15 protein-coding genes are annotated in these 15644 nt (G+C 42.8%); all 15 read right to left on the reverse strand.

The window, feature by feature from the left end:
- Window positions 1–160 precede the first annotated feature (160 nt).
- Complete coding sequence (locus PMG71_RS23160; protein ID WP_283756104.1) at window positions 161–1942, reverse strand: SLC13 family permease; 1782 nt, start codon at window positions 1940–1942, stop codon at window positions 161–163.
- A gap of 67 nt (window positions 1943–2009) precedes the next feature.
- Complete coding sequence (locus tag PMG71_RS23165) at window positions 2010–2405, reverse strand: DUF732 domain-containing protein (protein ID WP_283756105.1); 396 nt, start codon at window positions 2403–2405, stop codon at window positions 2010–2012.
- A gap of 64 nt (window positions 2406–2469) precedes the next feature.
- Window positions 2470–4446: a hypothetical protein gene (locus PMG71_RS23170; RefSeq protein ID WP_283756106.1), complete on the reverse strand. Its 1977-nt coding sequence runs from the start codon at window positions 4444–4446 to the stop codon at window positions 2470–2472.
- Between the two features lie 119 nt (window positions 4447–4565).
- The gene (locus PMG71_RS23175; RefSeq protein ID WP_283756107.1) at window positions 4566–5204 is read right to left on the reverse strand and encodes a hypothetical protein; all 639 of its coding nucleotides are present in this window, start codon (window positions 5202–5204) and stop codon (window positions 4566–4568) included.
- Window positions 5204–6223, reverse strand: coding sequence for an RAMP superfamily CRISPR-associated protein (locus PMG71_RS23180; RefSeq protein ID WP_283756108.1), 1020 nt, complete (start codon window positions 6221–6223; stop codon window positions 5204–5206). Before PMG71_RS23180 ends, PMG71_RS23175 begins: the two co-directional genes overlap by 1 nt.
- Window positions 6224–6229: 6 nt before the next feature.
- Window positions 6230–6658 carry a hypothetical protein gene (locus PMG71_RS23185; RefSeq protein ID WP_283756109.1) on the reverse strand — a complete coding sequence of 143 codons (429 nt, stop codon included), beginning with the start codon at window positions 6656–6658 and terminating at the stop codon, window positions 6230–6232.
- Window positions 6655–7599, reverse strand: coding sequence for an RAMP superfamily CRISPR-associated protein (locus PMG71_RS23190; protein ID WP_347179381.1), 945 nt, complete (start codon window positions 7597–7599; stop codon window positions 6655–6657). The genes PMG71_RS23185 and PMG71_RS23190 overlap by 4 nt, the downstream gene beginning before the upstream one ends.
- A 10-nt stretch (window positions 7600–7609) precedes the next feature.
- Window positions 7610–8464 (reverse strand): type III CRISPR-associated RAMP protein Csx7, encoded by an 855-nt coding sequence (gene csx7, locus PMG71_RS23195; protein WP_347179382.1) that lies wholly within the window; start codon window positions 8462–8464, stop codon window positions 7610–7612.
- Between the two features lie 11 nt (window positions 8465–8475).
- Window positions 8476–8919: a hypothetical protein gene (locus tag PMG71_RS23200; RefSeq protein ID WP_283756112.1), complete on the reverse strand. Its 444-nt coding sequence runs from the start codon at window positions 8917–8919 to the stop codon at window positions 8476–8478.
- Window positions 8916–10115, reverse strand: coding sequence for a type III-D CRISPR-associated RAMP protein Csx10 (csx10, locus tag PMG71_RS23205; protein ID WP_283756113.1), 1200 nt, complete (start codon window positions 10113–10115; stop codon window positions 8916–8918). Before csx10 ends, PMG71_RS23200 begins: the two co-directional genes overlap by 4 nt.
- A complete protein-coding gene (locus PMG71_RS23210; RefSeq protein WP_430541030.1) occupies window positions 10112–10837 on the reverse strand; it encodes an RAMP superfamily CRISPR-associated protein in 726 nt (241 codons plus the stop codon). Before PMG71_RS23210 ends, csx10 begins: the two co-directional genes overlap by 4 nt.
- Window positions 10837–13113, reverse strand: coding sequence for a type III-B CRISPR-associated protein Cas10/Cmr2 (gene cas10, locus PMG71_RS23215; protein ID WP_283756115.1), 2277 nt, complete (start codon window positions 13111–13113; stop codon window positions 10837–10839). The genes PMG71_RS23210 and cas10 overlap by 1 nt, the downstream gene beginning before the upstream one ends.
- Before the next feature lie 37 nt (window positions 13114–13150).
- The gene (locus PMG71_RS23220) at window positions 13151–14269 is read right to left on the reverse strand and encodes a hypothetical protein (RefSeq protein ID WP_283756116.1); all 1119 of its coding nucleotides are present in this window, start codon (window positions 14267–14269) and stop codon (window positions 13151–13153) included.
- A gap of 41 nt (window positions 14270–14310) precedes the next feature.
- Window positions 14311–15237 carry a CRISPR-associated protein Csx3 gene (locus PMG71_RS23225; protein WP_283756117.1) on the reverse strand — a complete coding sequence of 309 codons (927 nt, stop codon included), beginning with the start codon at window positions 15235–15237 and terminating at the stop codon, window positions 14311–14313.
- Between the two features lie 19 nt (window positions 15238–15256).
- The gene (gene crn3 / locus PMG71_RS23230; RefSeq protein WP_283756118.1) at window positions 15257–15586 is read right to left on the reverse strand and encodes a CRISPR-associated ring nuclease Crn3/Csx3; all 330 of its coding nucleotides are present in this window, start codon (window positions 15584–15586) and stop codon (window positions 15257–15259) included.
- Between the last annotated feature and the right edge of the window lie 58 nt (window positions 15587–15644).

Below are 15644 nucleotides of genomic sequence, written 5' to 3' on the forward strand. Positions count from 1 at the left end.
AAAAGTCCCCCTTTTTAAGGGGGATTTAGGGGGATCTGTCTGGCTATACCTCACAAGATCGCGAAGTGCTGTATCAAAGAATTCGAGGAGTGCGGGCATCTTGCCCGCTTCTTAACAAATTTTCATGTCCGCTTGCGGAAAGCGGACTTGATATTAATCCCTATAAACCATAGATAAAAGTAATCAACAAGGGAACCGTAAACATCATTAATATACTCAAGGGTGCGCCCACTTTAGTAAAATCAAAAAACTTATAGCCTCCCGGACTATATACCATAGCATTCGTTTGATATCCAATCGGAGTCATAAAGCTATTAGAAGCAGCGAAAGTGACCGCATACATAAAGGCATAGGGGTTTAAGCCTAGGGTTTTAGACACTTCGACCGCAATAGGTAACATCAGAATCACTGAGGCATTATTGGAAAGAATTTCAGTAAGGAGTGAAGTAATGATAAAGAAGAATAAAAGTATCCAATAACCCGATAAATGCCCTCCTAAACTAATTAAATTTTCTGCTAACCATTGAGTTGCACCTGATTTAGTCATAGCTATACCGAGGGGAATCAAACCGGCTAAAAGGAAAATGACATCCCAGCGCACCGCACCATAAATTTCCCCTGGTTTTAAGCATCCCGTTACAATCATTAAGACTACACCAGTTAAAGCACTCACCAAGATCGGCACAATATTAAAAGCAGCTAACAAGATGACTCCCACGGTAATTGCCAGAGCTATTTTAGCTTTTTTGCGTCTGACAATACTGACTTTTTTTTCTTCTAAAACCAGCAATTCGCGGGTAGTTTGTAGCCCGACAAAGCTCTGTTTTGGCCCTTGAACTAAGAGCAAGTCACCAAACTTAAGAGGAATTTTTCCCAGCCGTCCTTGGACTAATTCGGAACCTCTTCTAATGGCTAAAACTGTAGCATTGTAGCGTTGTCTAAATCTCAGGTCTTTTAAGGTGGTTCCAATTAATCTAGAATTGGATAAAATCAAAACTTCAGCAATTTTTTCTTCTCCAGAAGCGAGGACTTCTTCTAGGGGTTTTTCTTGAAATTTGACATCAGCTAAAATTTCGAGTCCATTGGATTCTCTAATTTTGAGTAATTCTTCGCGGCTGCTGCGAATCACGAGAATATCTCCAGCATTTAAGACTTTATCAGCTAGAGGTTGGGAAAAGCGTTGTTTATCACGAATAATTTCCAGAACATCTAAGTCAAATTTACGCTGAATTTTGGTTTGTTGTAATGTTTTACCAATCAAGCTTGAACGAGGACTAATGACCACTTCACTTACATAGTCTTTGAGGTTATAGTCTTGTCCTATAAGGTCATTTTCATGATTGGGGAGTAATTTTGGAGCGACTAAGGAGAGATAGGTTAAACCAATAATAAAGACCATTAAGCCCAATTTAGTAAATTGAAATACTGAAAATTCACCATAGCCGAGTTGGGCAGATACCCCACTGGCGAGGATATTGGTTGATGTGCCAATTAGGGTGATTAATCCGCCTAAGATGGTCGAATAGGATAGGGGGATGAGGAGTTTACTGGGGGAGATTTTTTTGCGTTTACTCCACTCTTCGATAATGGGGAGAAAGATGGCGACAATGGCAGTATTATTAATGAATCCGGAGATGGGGCCAACAATGGAACCCATGACAAAGATTTGCTGTGAGGGATGATTGCCTGCCCAACGAAGTATCCAGTTGCGAACGACTTGAATCACTCCGGTTTTAGTAATTCCTGCACTGAGGATAAACATGGCCATGACGGTGATGGTGGCAGAGTTACTAAAGCCAGAAACTCCTTCTTCAGGAGTCACTAAACCCAGTAACATTAAGGCAATGGCAATGGAGAGGGCAGTAATATCCGCAGGAAGCCATTCAGTAATGAAAGAAATTAAACCAAGAACAACAACGGTCAGGGTGAGAATGATGGGCATAGTTGGGAATAGCTAGTTTAGAACAGAATACAGAATAATGTAGATGCTTTTCCCTGACGATTGTTGATTATGGGGTGGGGAGTTCTAGTTCTTGTAATTGGGTGATATGTTGGGGGCAAAGGGTGACGACGGCGGCGGCAATTACTTTACCACTGAATAATCCGATCGCCTGTGCTTGTTCTGTGGTGATGCCATCTGCAACGAGTTGTTGAGCAACAGTATTAATCTGCTCTTCTAGGGTTTGTCCGGAGTTGAGGGCGCTGCATGTTTGTTGGGCTAGGGCGATCGCCTTTTTTTCGCCGATCGCCTGATAAGTTTGAGCTTCTAGGGGAGTTAACAGGGTGGGAAGGAAGTCTTCAAAACCGGGAGATTGGGGAATGGGAAGTTGGGCACTGACTGGGGAGATGAGGTTGAGGAGCAGAGGGGTTAGTCCGATCCAGGAAAGCTTAGAGATTAAGGACATGGGAAGATAGACCCGATAAGAGTTTAGCGTTTTTTCTAGTTTAGCAAGAGCCTCTGGAATTGCCCTAGGATTCGAGTTCCTCAAATGTCACTTCCCGGAAGTTGGGGGGAATAATCAGGCGGCGGAAACTGGTTTTATGGCTTTCCCGTTGGGTGAGCAGTTCAACGGCGATCGCCTCAAATTGGATTTCCATGGCTCCTTTGGGGACAGTAAAGTTAAACATGATACTGCGAGAGTTATGGCCATCAGGAACCAGATCGACGATCCAATGGGGTTCATCTAAGAGGGTACGGGTTTGGGCATCGACTAACCAGTATTTAATGTGGATATGGGGCGATCGGGTGGCTAAAGAGGCTTTGATGGGAATGATTTCTTCGGCGATCCAATCTCGCTCTGGTGCTTCCACCATGGGAATGGGCACGGGAGGGAGAAATGAGGGGGGTTCTGACTCAGATGGTGCTTCTGGAGTCTGAGGGAGATCCAACTGGTGATCGCCTCGATCTAAGACAATTTCTTGGGATTCGGCTGCTGGTGCGAGGAGTAAGGGAAAACGGGGGGTTTCTTCTAAGCGATCGGTGGAGTCATCTTCCTCTTCTACGAGTTCCCCCTCAATCACATCATCGTCCTCTTCCTCATCTGCGTCTGTATTATCTTCAACCCAATCTTCTGCATCTTTGGCTAGATCGTTGAGTCGCTCGCTAAATTTATCTTGCAGGTGGAGGGAATGGAAGGCTTCATCCACGGGGGAAAGGGGGGATGACTCCGGGGATTCCGGTTGCTCCTCCTGGGGTTGGCGGTTGAGCTTCAGGGGCGGTAAAGTCAGATTGAGCTTGGGTTTGGGGGGTTCAGAAGAGGGGGGAAGCTGGGGTAAATTGGGATCGGGTGGGGGTTGGATTCCGTTCAGGGAGGGTAATTGTAGATATTTGACTTTGGGAGAGTCGGAGGGGGGAAAGAGTTGGGGAGGAAGGGAGGGGGATACGGAGGGTTCCCAGGGGCGATCGGTTTCTGCTGGGGAGGTTTTGGCGATGTTAAACAGATCGAGGTTGACGGAGGGGGGTTTGACTGGGGGAGGTGGGGGGATGGGATCGCCGGTGAGGGGGAAGGGTAGGATGGTGGGTTTAGGGGTTTCTTCGGTTTCTCGGCGATCGGTGATGGCAGCCATCAGTTGTTGCAAGCCCATGGTAATACTAAATTGGGTTTCTGTCAGGGGAGTTGGGGGGGTAGGTGTTCCTTGAGCGGGAAGAGCGGGAGTTGCCCAGGAGTCAAAGAGTTGAGCTTGTCCGAGGATAAAGCATAGGGAGGTTAAGGGGGGTAGTTTAAAGCTGTATTCAAAGGGAACGGGAAGGCTGTGTAGAATAAGCTGGTGTTTGAGTTCTTGTAGGGTTTCTAGGTTTTGGGGGTTTTTGAGGGCGATCGCCAGTTGCAAACCAATGGGTTGGGGGAAGGTTTGGGGGCGATCGCCGCGCAACTGTCCGGTGAGGGTAATGGGGGCATTATTTTCAGCAACAACCATGGTGCGATCGAGGATCAGTTCCAGGGAGGATAGATCGACGCTTTCCCAGGATGAGGAGGTTTCTAATACTGGGCTAGGTTTGGGTTTAGGTCGTTCTGGGGGGGGAGGAACGTCAAAGAAGCTACTATCATAGTCTTCTGGTTTTTGTAGCCCATCCTCCTCTATTTCTGGTTCTGTTTCATCGGGTTCTGGAGCTAAACATAAGGATTCTAGGGATACCTGATAGGTTTGGTTGGGCTGGTTTTCGGGATGGGCAATACAAGCAATTTCCCACAATCCCGGTTTTAGGTAAGTATAGGGAAAGACAACCATCAGCCCTTCTTTGTTGGTTTGGTGCTGACGGGTTTGAACTTGGGGAGGGGATGAGGGTTGGAGTTGGTAGCTGAGGTGAATGGCGATCGCCGTTTGCGGATAGGGAGAGCGAAGCACCAAACGATATTGCCCCTCTAAGACTTCTACCCTAGGGGGTTCTAGGGGTAACCAGGCGCGATCGCCTTCTTTTTGAATCAGAAATTCCCAGGCTTTCATGGTTGCTGGCTTGGAGGAGTACCCATGACGGTTTGCAAATTACGTCCGATCCTAACTTAATTAGGGGCTTCTTGGGCTAGGGAGTTGGCAGATCGGGCTTCTGGATGGGCAAGAGTTCTTTAAGTCTTGACAAATTTCACATGATTAATCGTACCATCTTCCTTGAGCGATTTAATTTCTACAGTTACTTTGCCACTGTCAGAAATGTCATTAAAGTTTTTCGGTTCTTTTTCTTCATAAAAAATTCCGGCAATTTCGTACTTGACTTTGTTGCCCTTTTTCTTTTCAACAACACTAGCCTTTATTTGCTTACCTACCTCTAGTGTAATCTGATCTCGGAACTGTTCTAACTTTTCTTGACGTACCTGTTGTTTATCAGAAGGAATATCATTGGAAATGGGAGCTTTTTCGCCAATGGGAGTCTTTTTGTAATACTGCATCAATCGAGCCGCCCAGCCTAAAATGTTCAGCATGACGGCTATATCATCCTGATAATCTTTAAGATGCTTTTGGCAAGTTTGAGCAATACTTTTAAAATATTGTTGGGTTTTTCCACTACGGGCAATCGTATTGCCATGACGATCCAATGTCTTCAAATAGTCAAAGAATTTTTTGCCAGCATCTGCGCGATCGCTGTAGACGCGAAGATAGGAGAGGGTTTTGCGAAATTCATTATGATCAGTATCATCACGTACCAGTTGATCGGCGATCGCCTCAGCTACTTGCCATTGAGTCGGGGTTAAATCTGCTGTTTTCATCAGTAACTCTCCTCTGGTGCATGGTAATTTGTTGGCCATTTCAGGATCTGAGCCAGTTTTTCAAGTTGTTGTTTTTCAATCAAGCTATCATGAGCTGCTGTTAATGCCTGATTCACTAAATCCTGTCGCGCTTGATCGGTGAGGCGATCGCTGTCCGAAATAGTATACTGATGGTATCGCTGTTTCCAATTTTCAGGCTGTTCTAGGGCTTCAATTTCAACCTTCATTGTACCCATGCCAACGGGTTTACCACCACCGACTTTAAGGGCGATCGCATAGTTGGGATCTTGACCAAGAGAAACTAATAGCGTCCCAAACTGAGCGAAGGATAAATTCTTAAATTGGAGAGTTGTTTTAAACTGATACTCAGTTCCTGCCTGCTGGACTGAAACACCACCCTTACTCACAGCCTCCACTGCATTATAGTAAAATTTTCGTCCAATAGCTTTCCCATTTTTAAAGTAAGCTTTTCGCTTATCAGAAGGAGCATAAAGTGACCGCATAGAACCAGTAACTGGCTTCACTTGTTCGCAAATAGCATCAGTAAAGTGAATTAAGCCTTGCCAATTCAATGCACCAAAAACAAGACTAGCTGGACAAAGTTGATCTTTTTTTCGGCAAGGTAGCCGATCTGGAGGCATCTTATCTTTATCGCTAACTACTGCAAGGGTACTGTTAGTAATTGCCTCATAAATAGAGCGCACAACCCCTTTAAAAGAACTGCCAGGAATAATCAGTTTTTGTTGCTGTCCTTGAGTCATGGTTTGAATGAGTGGCGCACGCTCACCAATATCTGTTCCCATCACTAAAATTCCAGTGGATATATGCACAGGAGTTTTCACCGTTAGCCTTAAAGTGAGCTTACCATGCAGAAGATCTTTGCAGTAGCGATCGTGTCCCACCGGAGGCTTAAGATCCGGTTTTTTTGCGGGAAATGGCACTAGATCGTAGGGTTTTGATCCAGAATTCTGAGGATCGGGTTTTTTAGGTAGGATGGGTCGATTAGGTGGGTTAGGCATAACTTTTTAAAGAATAGTAAGGGCGACAAAGTGAACCGTAGAAGTTTCTACATCAATAAAGTAACGCTGACCCAGATTAATCGGTTGATGGTGAATTTTCTTGGGAAAGCGAGTCTCATTTTTGCGGTAGAGATGGGCAGGTTGAATCTTGGTTAACCAAGTTTTACCGAGAGGCTGAAAATTTTCATGTATCCCGTCTTCATTCAATAATAATAGGCTAAAACTTTCTCCTTGTTTTTGCCAGCGAAGTTCTTTGTGGTCATCAAATATTTGACCCTCTGGACTGGGAAAATCTACAGGTAAACTCTGGCAAAAGCCACTGACTTGGTGAGGCCACCTGAGAAAGAAATAAGACTTTTCTGTTTTGAGCGATTCTAGGAGCGATCGCAATTCCTCTGCTGAATCAACAGTATAAGTTCCTACAAATGCGCTCATGCTTCCCCCCCCAAAAGCTTACTCCATGCCTTCACTGACCGTATAAATAAATCTTTAACCTGTTCTGCTCCTGACCAGGTAAGTTTCACCCCAAATCCAAATTCCATCAGCGATCCAGCTACAGGTGTTGGTTGGCGATCGGGTTGATAAAATCCGTATTTATTAGCTTCATCAGTATCTAAAAATTCTCCAGCTCCCAATAACATCGTTTTATCCCATTGCCGATTTGCACCGATTGCCTTAATTTGTTCATTGTCTAAAATACAACCAGAATACTGAACAACTGCCTGATTAAAAGCCACTTTAACTAATCCCATCCCGCGAGACTTAGCATAACCCAAACCAAACCATCCATCATCCAGATCTCGCAATACCAAAGCGATCAATCCTAATTGTGCCAAAGTGAAGTTTTTGAGGTGAATTTTCGTGCGAAATTCACCAGCAGTACAGACTTCATAATTAAATGGCCCAACAGCAACAGAGCCAAATACTCGGTCAATTGCTACCCCATTGCGTTCTTCTATTTTGAGTTGCTGGAAATTGATAGGATAAGCATCTTCAATCCGAACTCGACTGGCAATTTCCGTGCTGCCAAACATTTGATCGGTAAAACAGGATAATTTGTAAATTTCTGGTGCTGATTTTTTACTGGGATATTCGTGGTTATCTTTAATCGGATCGTTCGCCCAAATTCCCTGGCCATTAGTGGGTCTTTTATCACTTCCCACTGTCCGCACAATCCGCTCCGCGTGGGCGCGAATGGCCCCTTTCAGCGAACTACCCGGCAGATAAATGGATCGTCTTCCCTGATAATAAGTATCCACAAATTCCATATCTGGTTTTGTGGGATCGGCTCCCTGTTTTCCTGACTTAATCAGGAGCGGGGCAGAGGGAGAAATATTCAGGTCAAGAATGCAGTGGTTGACATAGCGTTGGTGCATCATTTTCTCCTTATGAATTAACTGGAGTGGAGGAAGATATTTTAGTTCTTAAGTGATTGATAAGCGCTTCAGTCCAAGTGGTTTTATACTCTTCAAAGCGTTCAGGTATTAGCTTGTAGTGATTATCTTTTTCATCATTGATTAATCGCTGGAGATAGGTGAGCAATTCCTGTGGATTATCTTGAGGATCGATCCAGCAAACCTCTGAAATTTCTAATCGCACAACGCCTAACCCTCGCGATCGCCCGCCCCCCAGGGGAATTTGCTCGGTTTCTAACTGATGTAAGCCAATGATGAGTAAGCCTAATTCTAACTCTTCAGCATTTTCAACCACGGCTTTAAATTCAAAAGGCGTTCCCGCAGGAACAACTTGAAAATCATAGAGTTTGCCCTCAGCCGCAGTTCCTGTATCCCGATCTAGGCAAACACCATCCCGTTCTTGATATTGCCCGAACCAGGCATCAGAAATGACTGTTAAATCGCGAATTTGTAGTTTTCCTGCTATCCAAGGCGCACCAAATAGACAAGATACTAGATCGGTTTGATCGATCAATGCTACTGTTAAATCGGCATCATTAGTCGCCGTTTGCTTTTGATCTTTTAGCCAGCGTATCCAAGTCGATCCGGTAAGTTCGCTAGGCTCGATAGCTAGTTGAGGATCAATGGCACGTAAAAAGCTTTCTAGGCGCGATCGCAATGCTCCTTTAAAGCTTGAACCCGGAATAAAAGGTCTCCCTAGGGCATCTTTAATCACGGGCAAATCCGAACCGATAGGTTCACTCGATCGCCCTTTAGAAATTCGCAAAGCGGTGACAGTGGTCAGAGTTCCGGTAAGTTCTAGCCGGTTTTTGAAGACATCAAACATCATGGGTTACCTCAGTTATTTTTTAGTTTATTTTCTTTCTTATTAAGGTATACTAAGCGGCGAGAACCATAGCCAAGATAGCGCCGAATGAGTTCAATATGGATCGCTTTTTCATCGCTACTTCCTGCTTTTTGCTCAATTTCTCTTGCTTTAGATTTCAACCGATCATCAATATCAGTAATAATGCGTTCAGCCAATGAACCTTCTCCACACCCCCATTTGTCATCTCTACCTACTTGATAGCGGAGAAAATTCTTAATCACTTCTGAACTGGTCGTTGTTTCTGATACTCGAAGCAAGTTGCGAAATTGAGCCTCTTCTAGTTTCTTCTGTCCTGTTTTAGGATAGTTTGTGCTTCTTAAAGCCTCTTCAATCCAACAAACCAATTCATCCTCAGCTTCACGGATACCTTTTTGTACTTGTAGTTCAATCCGTTGTTTTGGGTCAACACTCATACTGCATTCTCCCGAAAGATATGATGAAATGTGTTACAAACTTGTACTTGACCAAAGCCTTCCAGAGTGCGATCTCCTACACCCTGATATTCTAGTTCCTTTAAAGCATCGATCCATACCTCTATTTTAGACGTACTGAACAAAAAAACCGCTCCTTTCTGAGTAATAAGCTCAACATCTTTCATCAGTCCCCATGCAGAATTCCAGCCTGACCAATAATCATAACTGCTATAGGTTCCATGAAGCCGTAAATCAGGATCTTCCACCTTCGTCATAGCACAGAGCATCGCTGGTGAAATTACCATTGTCCGCCGCCATTGCTCCGTGAGAATGGCATCAGACTGTAAATCCAGAGTAAAAAACCGATGGTCTTGAATCAATGAATCTTGAGATTTTCCAAAAACGTCATTCCAAACTTTCCAGCGTTCTTTCAAAACCGTATTAAATTCATTGACTCTCGCTTCAGTTTCAGACTTATAATCTTTAACTTCTGCTTGAATTTCAACTTTCCCCAATCCCCGCGATGTCGATCCCCCCAATCGCAAGTGACTCGAAGTAAGATAATTCCCTAAATCTTCGGAAAGTTCTCTATCTTTCAAATAAACATAACTCTCGAAACATTTATCTTTTTGATGTTCGCTAATCACTTGAATGCTGTAGAGTACCTCCTCTTCTGCGGTAGCTCTCCGACGATTAATCCCCACTTTAGTTAATAATCGCTTTTCAGCAGTATGGGATGTATACTGACCATTTTTAACACTATAAAAACCACTAAACGGTTCTACTCTTCTTCCATCTTTTGGACAATTTGGATCGTACAATTGACCATGAAAGTCTGCACAAAATCGGTCAATTAGTGTATCAAAAACACCGGCATTTCTCGATTTTTCTGATTGGAAACCAGGGTCAGATTTAGAACTGACTGCCGTTGCTGATAAAACATAAACTTCTTCTCCTTCCACGGTTGGGTAGGCATTAGTAAAAATCGCTGCTTCTCGATCGACAAAAAGCGTCTGAAAATCGCCACCAGGACGATCTGGATCAACACCAGGCTGGTGGAGGATATGAGCAGCAACTGCACCGCGAATCACCGATCCAGGGATATAGTCTTGAGCTTCACTGATTGAACCTCCCGGTTTTTGGCGGCTAATTGCCAATGGTGAAAGAGCTTTAATTTTAAGTTTAATTTCTTTCATGAGAGACTCTCTTGTGCTAAAAAATTCCAAACTTTTTGATCGATATTTTCTTTTTCACCGGTTACTTCCCAAGTCAGCCAACCCAATCCGGCTGACTTACTGCCCCCCAATGCATGAATATGTTTAATAGCTGATAAGAGGAGAATGTTGGCATAAGTGGGACAATTTGGCTCTAGATAAATAGAGCCTTTGAAGGGTAGTTTTACATTCATTGCTGAAGTTTCCAGGAAAAATAGCTTTTTCTCTTCTGCGGTTTGGCGGCGACGATTAATGGTCACACCAGGACGCAGGACTTCAGGTAAATTTTGGGGATCTTCTGGACAAATTAAATCATCTACAAGAATCCGCGATCGCAGAGTGGGATTACCAAAAATTTGGCAGACCAAACAGTGGTAAGATTCATCATCGTTAACTTTATATTCTTCTCGATAAAAACCCTCTTCATCATCAGAATTCGCTCTTTGTGGACACATCATTTGTGGATTAGGAGATTCACAAATGGGCCATTTTAGTCCACGTAGTAATTTTTCACATTCGTGGCGCAAGCGACCTTTTAACTGAGATCCAGGAATCAACAATTTACCCTCAGCAGTGCGAACAATGGGCTTATCTGCTAAAGAACCCGATGAACCGCCTGCGCCAACACATAAAGCGGTATCAATTAAGGCAGTTAGCTCAATGGTACGGTAAGAATTTGGCATTAATGTACTTAATTGAACCATTAGGAAACCTCCGCTTCACTTTCGATAGATTGTTCAGATGTTTTGTCTGGCTCTTCTACAAATGGATACAGATCAACCAGTTCATGCCAAATTGTTTCATAGGTGGTGCTAGAATCTTCTTTTAATGACATCCAAGGTGCTAAATTACCCCTATTATTCCGATCTTTAGGTGGACACCAAGCTTCTTCAAATTTTTTGAGTAGAGGTTGTTGTTTTTCTTCTTTTAACCGCACTCGAAAATAGCGGTAGTTCAACATAGCAGTATTCTTACCTTGCTCTAGTAAGCTCCGAACCTGGTAAAGTTGCGATCGCGGAAATTCAGAATCTTTCAGTGCCTTCACCGTTTCCAGTAATCCACCGATTTCATGCAAAGTATAGGGTGCAGCATAAAGCTTGAGCTTAGGCTTACCTTCAATCTCTAATCCCTTTTTACGAAATGTTGCAATACTAGAAGATAGCATCGTGACAGATTTCATTACCAAAAAGTCAATAGTACCCCCATAATAACTGGCATTTTTCTTCGCTTCTTTTGCTTTTTTCTTAGCAGATTTTAGAAGTTGCTTTGTTAGGTCTTCCGCATAGTAAATGGGAGTATCCAGTGCTGTAATTAATACGCCAACAGACATACTTAGTTGACAGTGAGAACTAGGAGCTTCGCCCAGTTTCCAGCGATGAATTGTGCTTTCTGGTTTCTGTATCTTTTCAGAAGATACTGCCAAAGAAGGATCGAGCATCAGTAAAATATTTTCAAACTCTTCACCAATAGTTTTAGCGATTTCCAAGGCTTTTTCTGCCGGTACAATTAGCATCACATCATCGCCACCAATCGTCAAAATTTCAAAAGGATGAATCCATTTTCCATTCCGGTTTTCATTGTCCGAATCATTCAAACCTTCCAGCTTGCGTGGCTTGAGATGGCGTTCTAATGCTTTGTAAACGGATTTTTCTGTAGCTTCAGATACATTTTCACTAAATCTCTGATATTCTTGTGGTGTTTTGATTTTCTGAATATAACCTCCCATGTTATTACCATCAGCATAAACATAAGCAACAAAACCTTTAGGCTCACTTACATTACCCAATTCACGGAGCGATCGCGCTTCTTTGTGAGAGTCTTCTAAATGTTGATATTCAGGACAATTACGGTATAGTGCATCAGAGGTTAGATAACCTTCAAATTTGCTCACCCAACTTTTAAATTCACCTGGCTCCCAATCAAGCCATTCTGATGACTTATACCAGCCTACATTTTGACTATCACGCTTGGATTTTTGACCCGCAATTCGTTTCCGTGCCAGAGAATCAGATAACCAAGGCTCACTGGGTAAACGTTGAGCTTGACGCACAGTAGAACGGTGTTCAGTTTCGTCTCGTCGCACATAGGGATGGGTTTCAAACATAGGTGGATAACGACGACTTGGACGGTTTTCTTTAGGCTGTTCATAGCCACTGCGACGCTGATTAAAGCGAGTCGCTAATTGACCAACCAGTTCATTAAAACTCTTACGATCTTTGAAGTTTTCAGAAGGATCGGATTCTGATTGACCATAATAGGCTTGAACTAAAGGATGTGAGCTATTGCGTTGATACCACTCCAGCCAATTAGTCTCTTGAATAGGCTCTTTGAGTAAACCGAAACGGAGTTCTAGAAATCGAAAGGTATCACCTACAGCACAAGAATTAGCCGTTAAACTTTCTTCGGTGTATCGCTTTTCAATGGCATTAGCCAGTTGATCAATATATGCGGCTGGACAAAATGCGAGAATATTACCCCCTGTGGAATAAATAATTAACTCAGGAATGAGAGCCTGATGCAATCCTGGGAAATTTTCTGGTTTATCTAACCACTGCTTAATTAAAGTGGATTCACCTTGACCAAAGAAAGCAGGAATATCTACAAGATTAATGCGATCTAGGAGCGCAGAAGCACCCCGGATATCTTGTAGATTGGATGCTTCAAAAACATACTGTTTGATTTTTGTTGCTCCTCCATAAACCAACCCAATCTTGGCATTCCATAAATTGGGATTTTCCTCACTCAGTTGTTGCAATTGCTCCACAGTCTCAGGATAAGGTAATTCTGCCAACTTTTGAGCCTGCTCAACAAAAGGCTTGACTTCTGCTGGTAAATCTCCTTGAGCTAGAAGAATATTTCTCATCTGCTGTAGATCTTCAATACTGATCTGGGGCTGCTGCTCTTCACCCCAAGCTAGACACCAAGCGATGCCTATAGAAATGGGATCTGTTTCTGTTAATAAACTACTATTTTTTGGCATGATTTTTAATTCCTAGCAATAAAAGAAATCAATGGCATCAAGGATTATTATTCACTTCCGGTTCTTTCCCATATCGTCGCAAGTGTAGAACGCCATTTTCTGTAGTACAACTGACTCGCAAGCCTTGAGTGACACGAAAATGCTCAATATCTCCTTTATTGGTATACTTGTCGTATTGAATTCCACCATCTTGCTTTAAAAGACTGGTACTGCCATTGGACTTCTCAAGGAGTACCGACACTTTCACTAAAACTTCTTGGAGCTTCGTGCGTTCTCGATCGTTTTTAATTTTGTTATAGTCTTCTCTAAATCTATCGCTATACTGGATTCTTTTAAGATCTAATAGATCTTTGGAAAGAAAAGACTCTTTTGATGCATCCCAAATCAGTTTACCCCAGGTTGACAATACTTTTTCACCGTCAATATCTCCAATCATAGCTTCTGGAATTCCCTGAACTTCTGAGGGTGATAAGCCTAGTCCAGTGTCCATAAATGCTAAAGGAACAACATATTCTTTTAGCTTGTCTTCATCAACTTTAATTGGTAAACGAGGAATCTTAATTAGTTCTGAGTTTTCTCCTTCAAAAATGTAAATAATTTCATCAGCATAGAGCATCCCAATGGTATTCAAATACCCTTGTAGGCTCTTGAAGCTGCCCACAAGATTGAAGATCACTTTATCGTATCCTTCCAAAACCGATCGAAGATGATCGAGTAAATCATCAATTCCTTCAGTAAAGGCTTGAGTTGTCAAAGTGGATAGTCCTTTGGGTTGATAGACTTGAGCCGGTATATTTTGACTGATTAAAAATTGATTAACTACTTGAGCAGTAGCTTCTCCTTGAGCTGTATCAGTAGCAATGAGCCAGTGAACATCTTGTTTTGCTTTGTCTATCTGTTCTTCATAGAGTCCGTAAATTCCATTCAATTCAGCACTGGATGCTCTGATATTTTTTATGGATTTATTTTTCAGTGTTTGTTTGGCTCTTGTTTTTAAGATTTCAATAATTTCTTTAACTTTTTCTGGTGTTTGCTCTGCCGTCAAGTTGGCATAATCTCGAAGGATTTTGTTCCAATCTCGTTCTTCTTGGTTTTTGTTATCGATTTGCTTGGTTAATAAGCTTGTGCCAACGGTAGAAATGATAACTTTAGACATAATTAAACCTCTTGAAAATTGACTGTGTGACTGTGTAAAATTCAATCTCTGGAGTTTATGATTTTTTTGATAATCACCTCCAAGAGGACATCTGGTGCAGTTGGTCTTTGGTCACGCTCCCACTTTCCAGCAATGAGTTCTAGATAGGGTTGGGTATGTAATACTTCGACTTTCTCCTCTAAAACACTGTGAATGACGGCGACTGGGGTTAAAGCTTGACAGAGCTTGTGCCAAATGGGGATTTGATCCGGTTGACTGCTGATGATGATGTAGTGGGTGCATTCCTCTACTATGGGTAACTTTACAGGATCGGGTTTACCTCCTACATCTACAAGGGCTAAATCAACTACGTTGCGAATCTTGCGAGTATTCTTGGCTTGATCTTCAAAATACTGTATTAAAAGTTTTTCTGAATCAGGGTGTTTACAAATTGGAACTTTGTTTTTTTGCTTCAAACGCTTGGATAGCTCTCTGTCTGGGGTTTCGTAGGTGTGGTTGCCTTCACCGTCCCAGTTGGCTCGATGTAAGTAACTGCTCAGATAAGGTAAAGTTTGGGACAAGTGTACCCGAAGTGTATTAGATAGGACACTTTTGCCGCTATTGGGCGGGCCGACAATTAGGAGCGCGGGGGACAAATTATTACTAAACTCAAGGGGAATGGTATCTCCTATGGTGATGTCAGAAGAGTGACTGATGACGACGATCGCCGCTTGTGCTTGAATGTTAAAAAAGGCTACCCATGGAAAGGAGGAAAATTTTTCTCCCAGATAGGTATATAACCAGACGGGAGCGCGACCAAATAAAAGTAAGGGTTGATCGGGGTCTAAATCTGGAGGAAATTCTAGGTTGAGTAAGGCTTCAGTGGAGATGAGTTCTGAGGGTTTGAGTAGGTTGATGGCTAAAGTTTGAATTAAGTCATTAACGGGTGCTTTTGCCTTCAGAAAAATGCGCTGTAATTCGACTTCCATGATGATAAAATAAGGCTGATTAGGAGAAGGTGGGTAAGTCTAAAGGCAATACTTGACTGACGTTAAGGGTTGGGGAATGGGTGGCAATGACAACACCGCCTAAACGGGTGTCATAGCAAGCAACCCAGGCTGCTGGATGACATTCATGGACGAGATAGCCATAGAGCCAAATGGGGGCTTTTCCTTCAAGAATTACACCTTGGGAATAGTCGAGTTTGGGTAGTTTTAATCCTTTGAGATCTTCGGGGACAATGACACCATTTTCGGTGAGAATTTCGATGTGAAGATGTTGATAGTTAAGTCCCGATCGCGTTTGATGGGGAATTACGGTTAGCTGTACTGAACTCATACGTGGTTCTTGCTGATTGATATAACGGTATTATAGTCCTAGCTGGAAACAGATGCTT

Origin of the sequence: Roseofilum acuticapitatum BLCC-M154 (genome assembly GCF_030068475.1) — a bacterium.
GTDB classification, from domain to species: domain Bacteria; phylum Cyanobacteriota; class Cyanobacteriia; order Cyanobacteriales; family Desertifilaceae; genus Roseofilum; species Roseofilum acuticapitatum.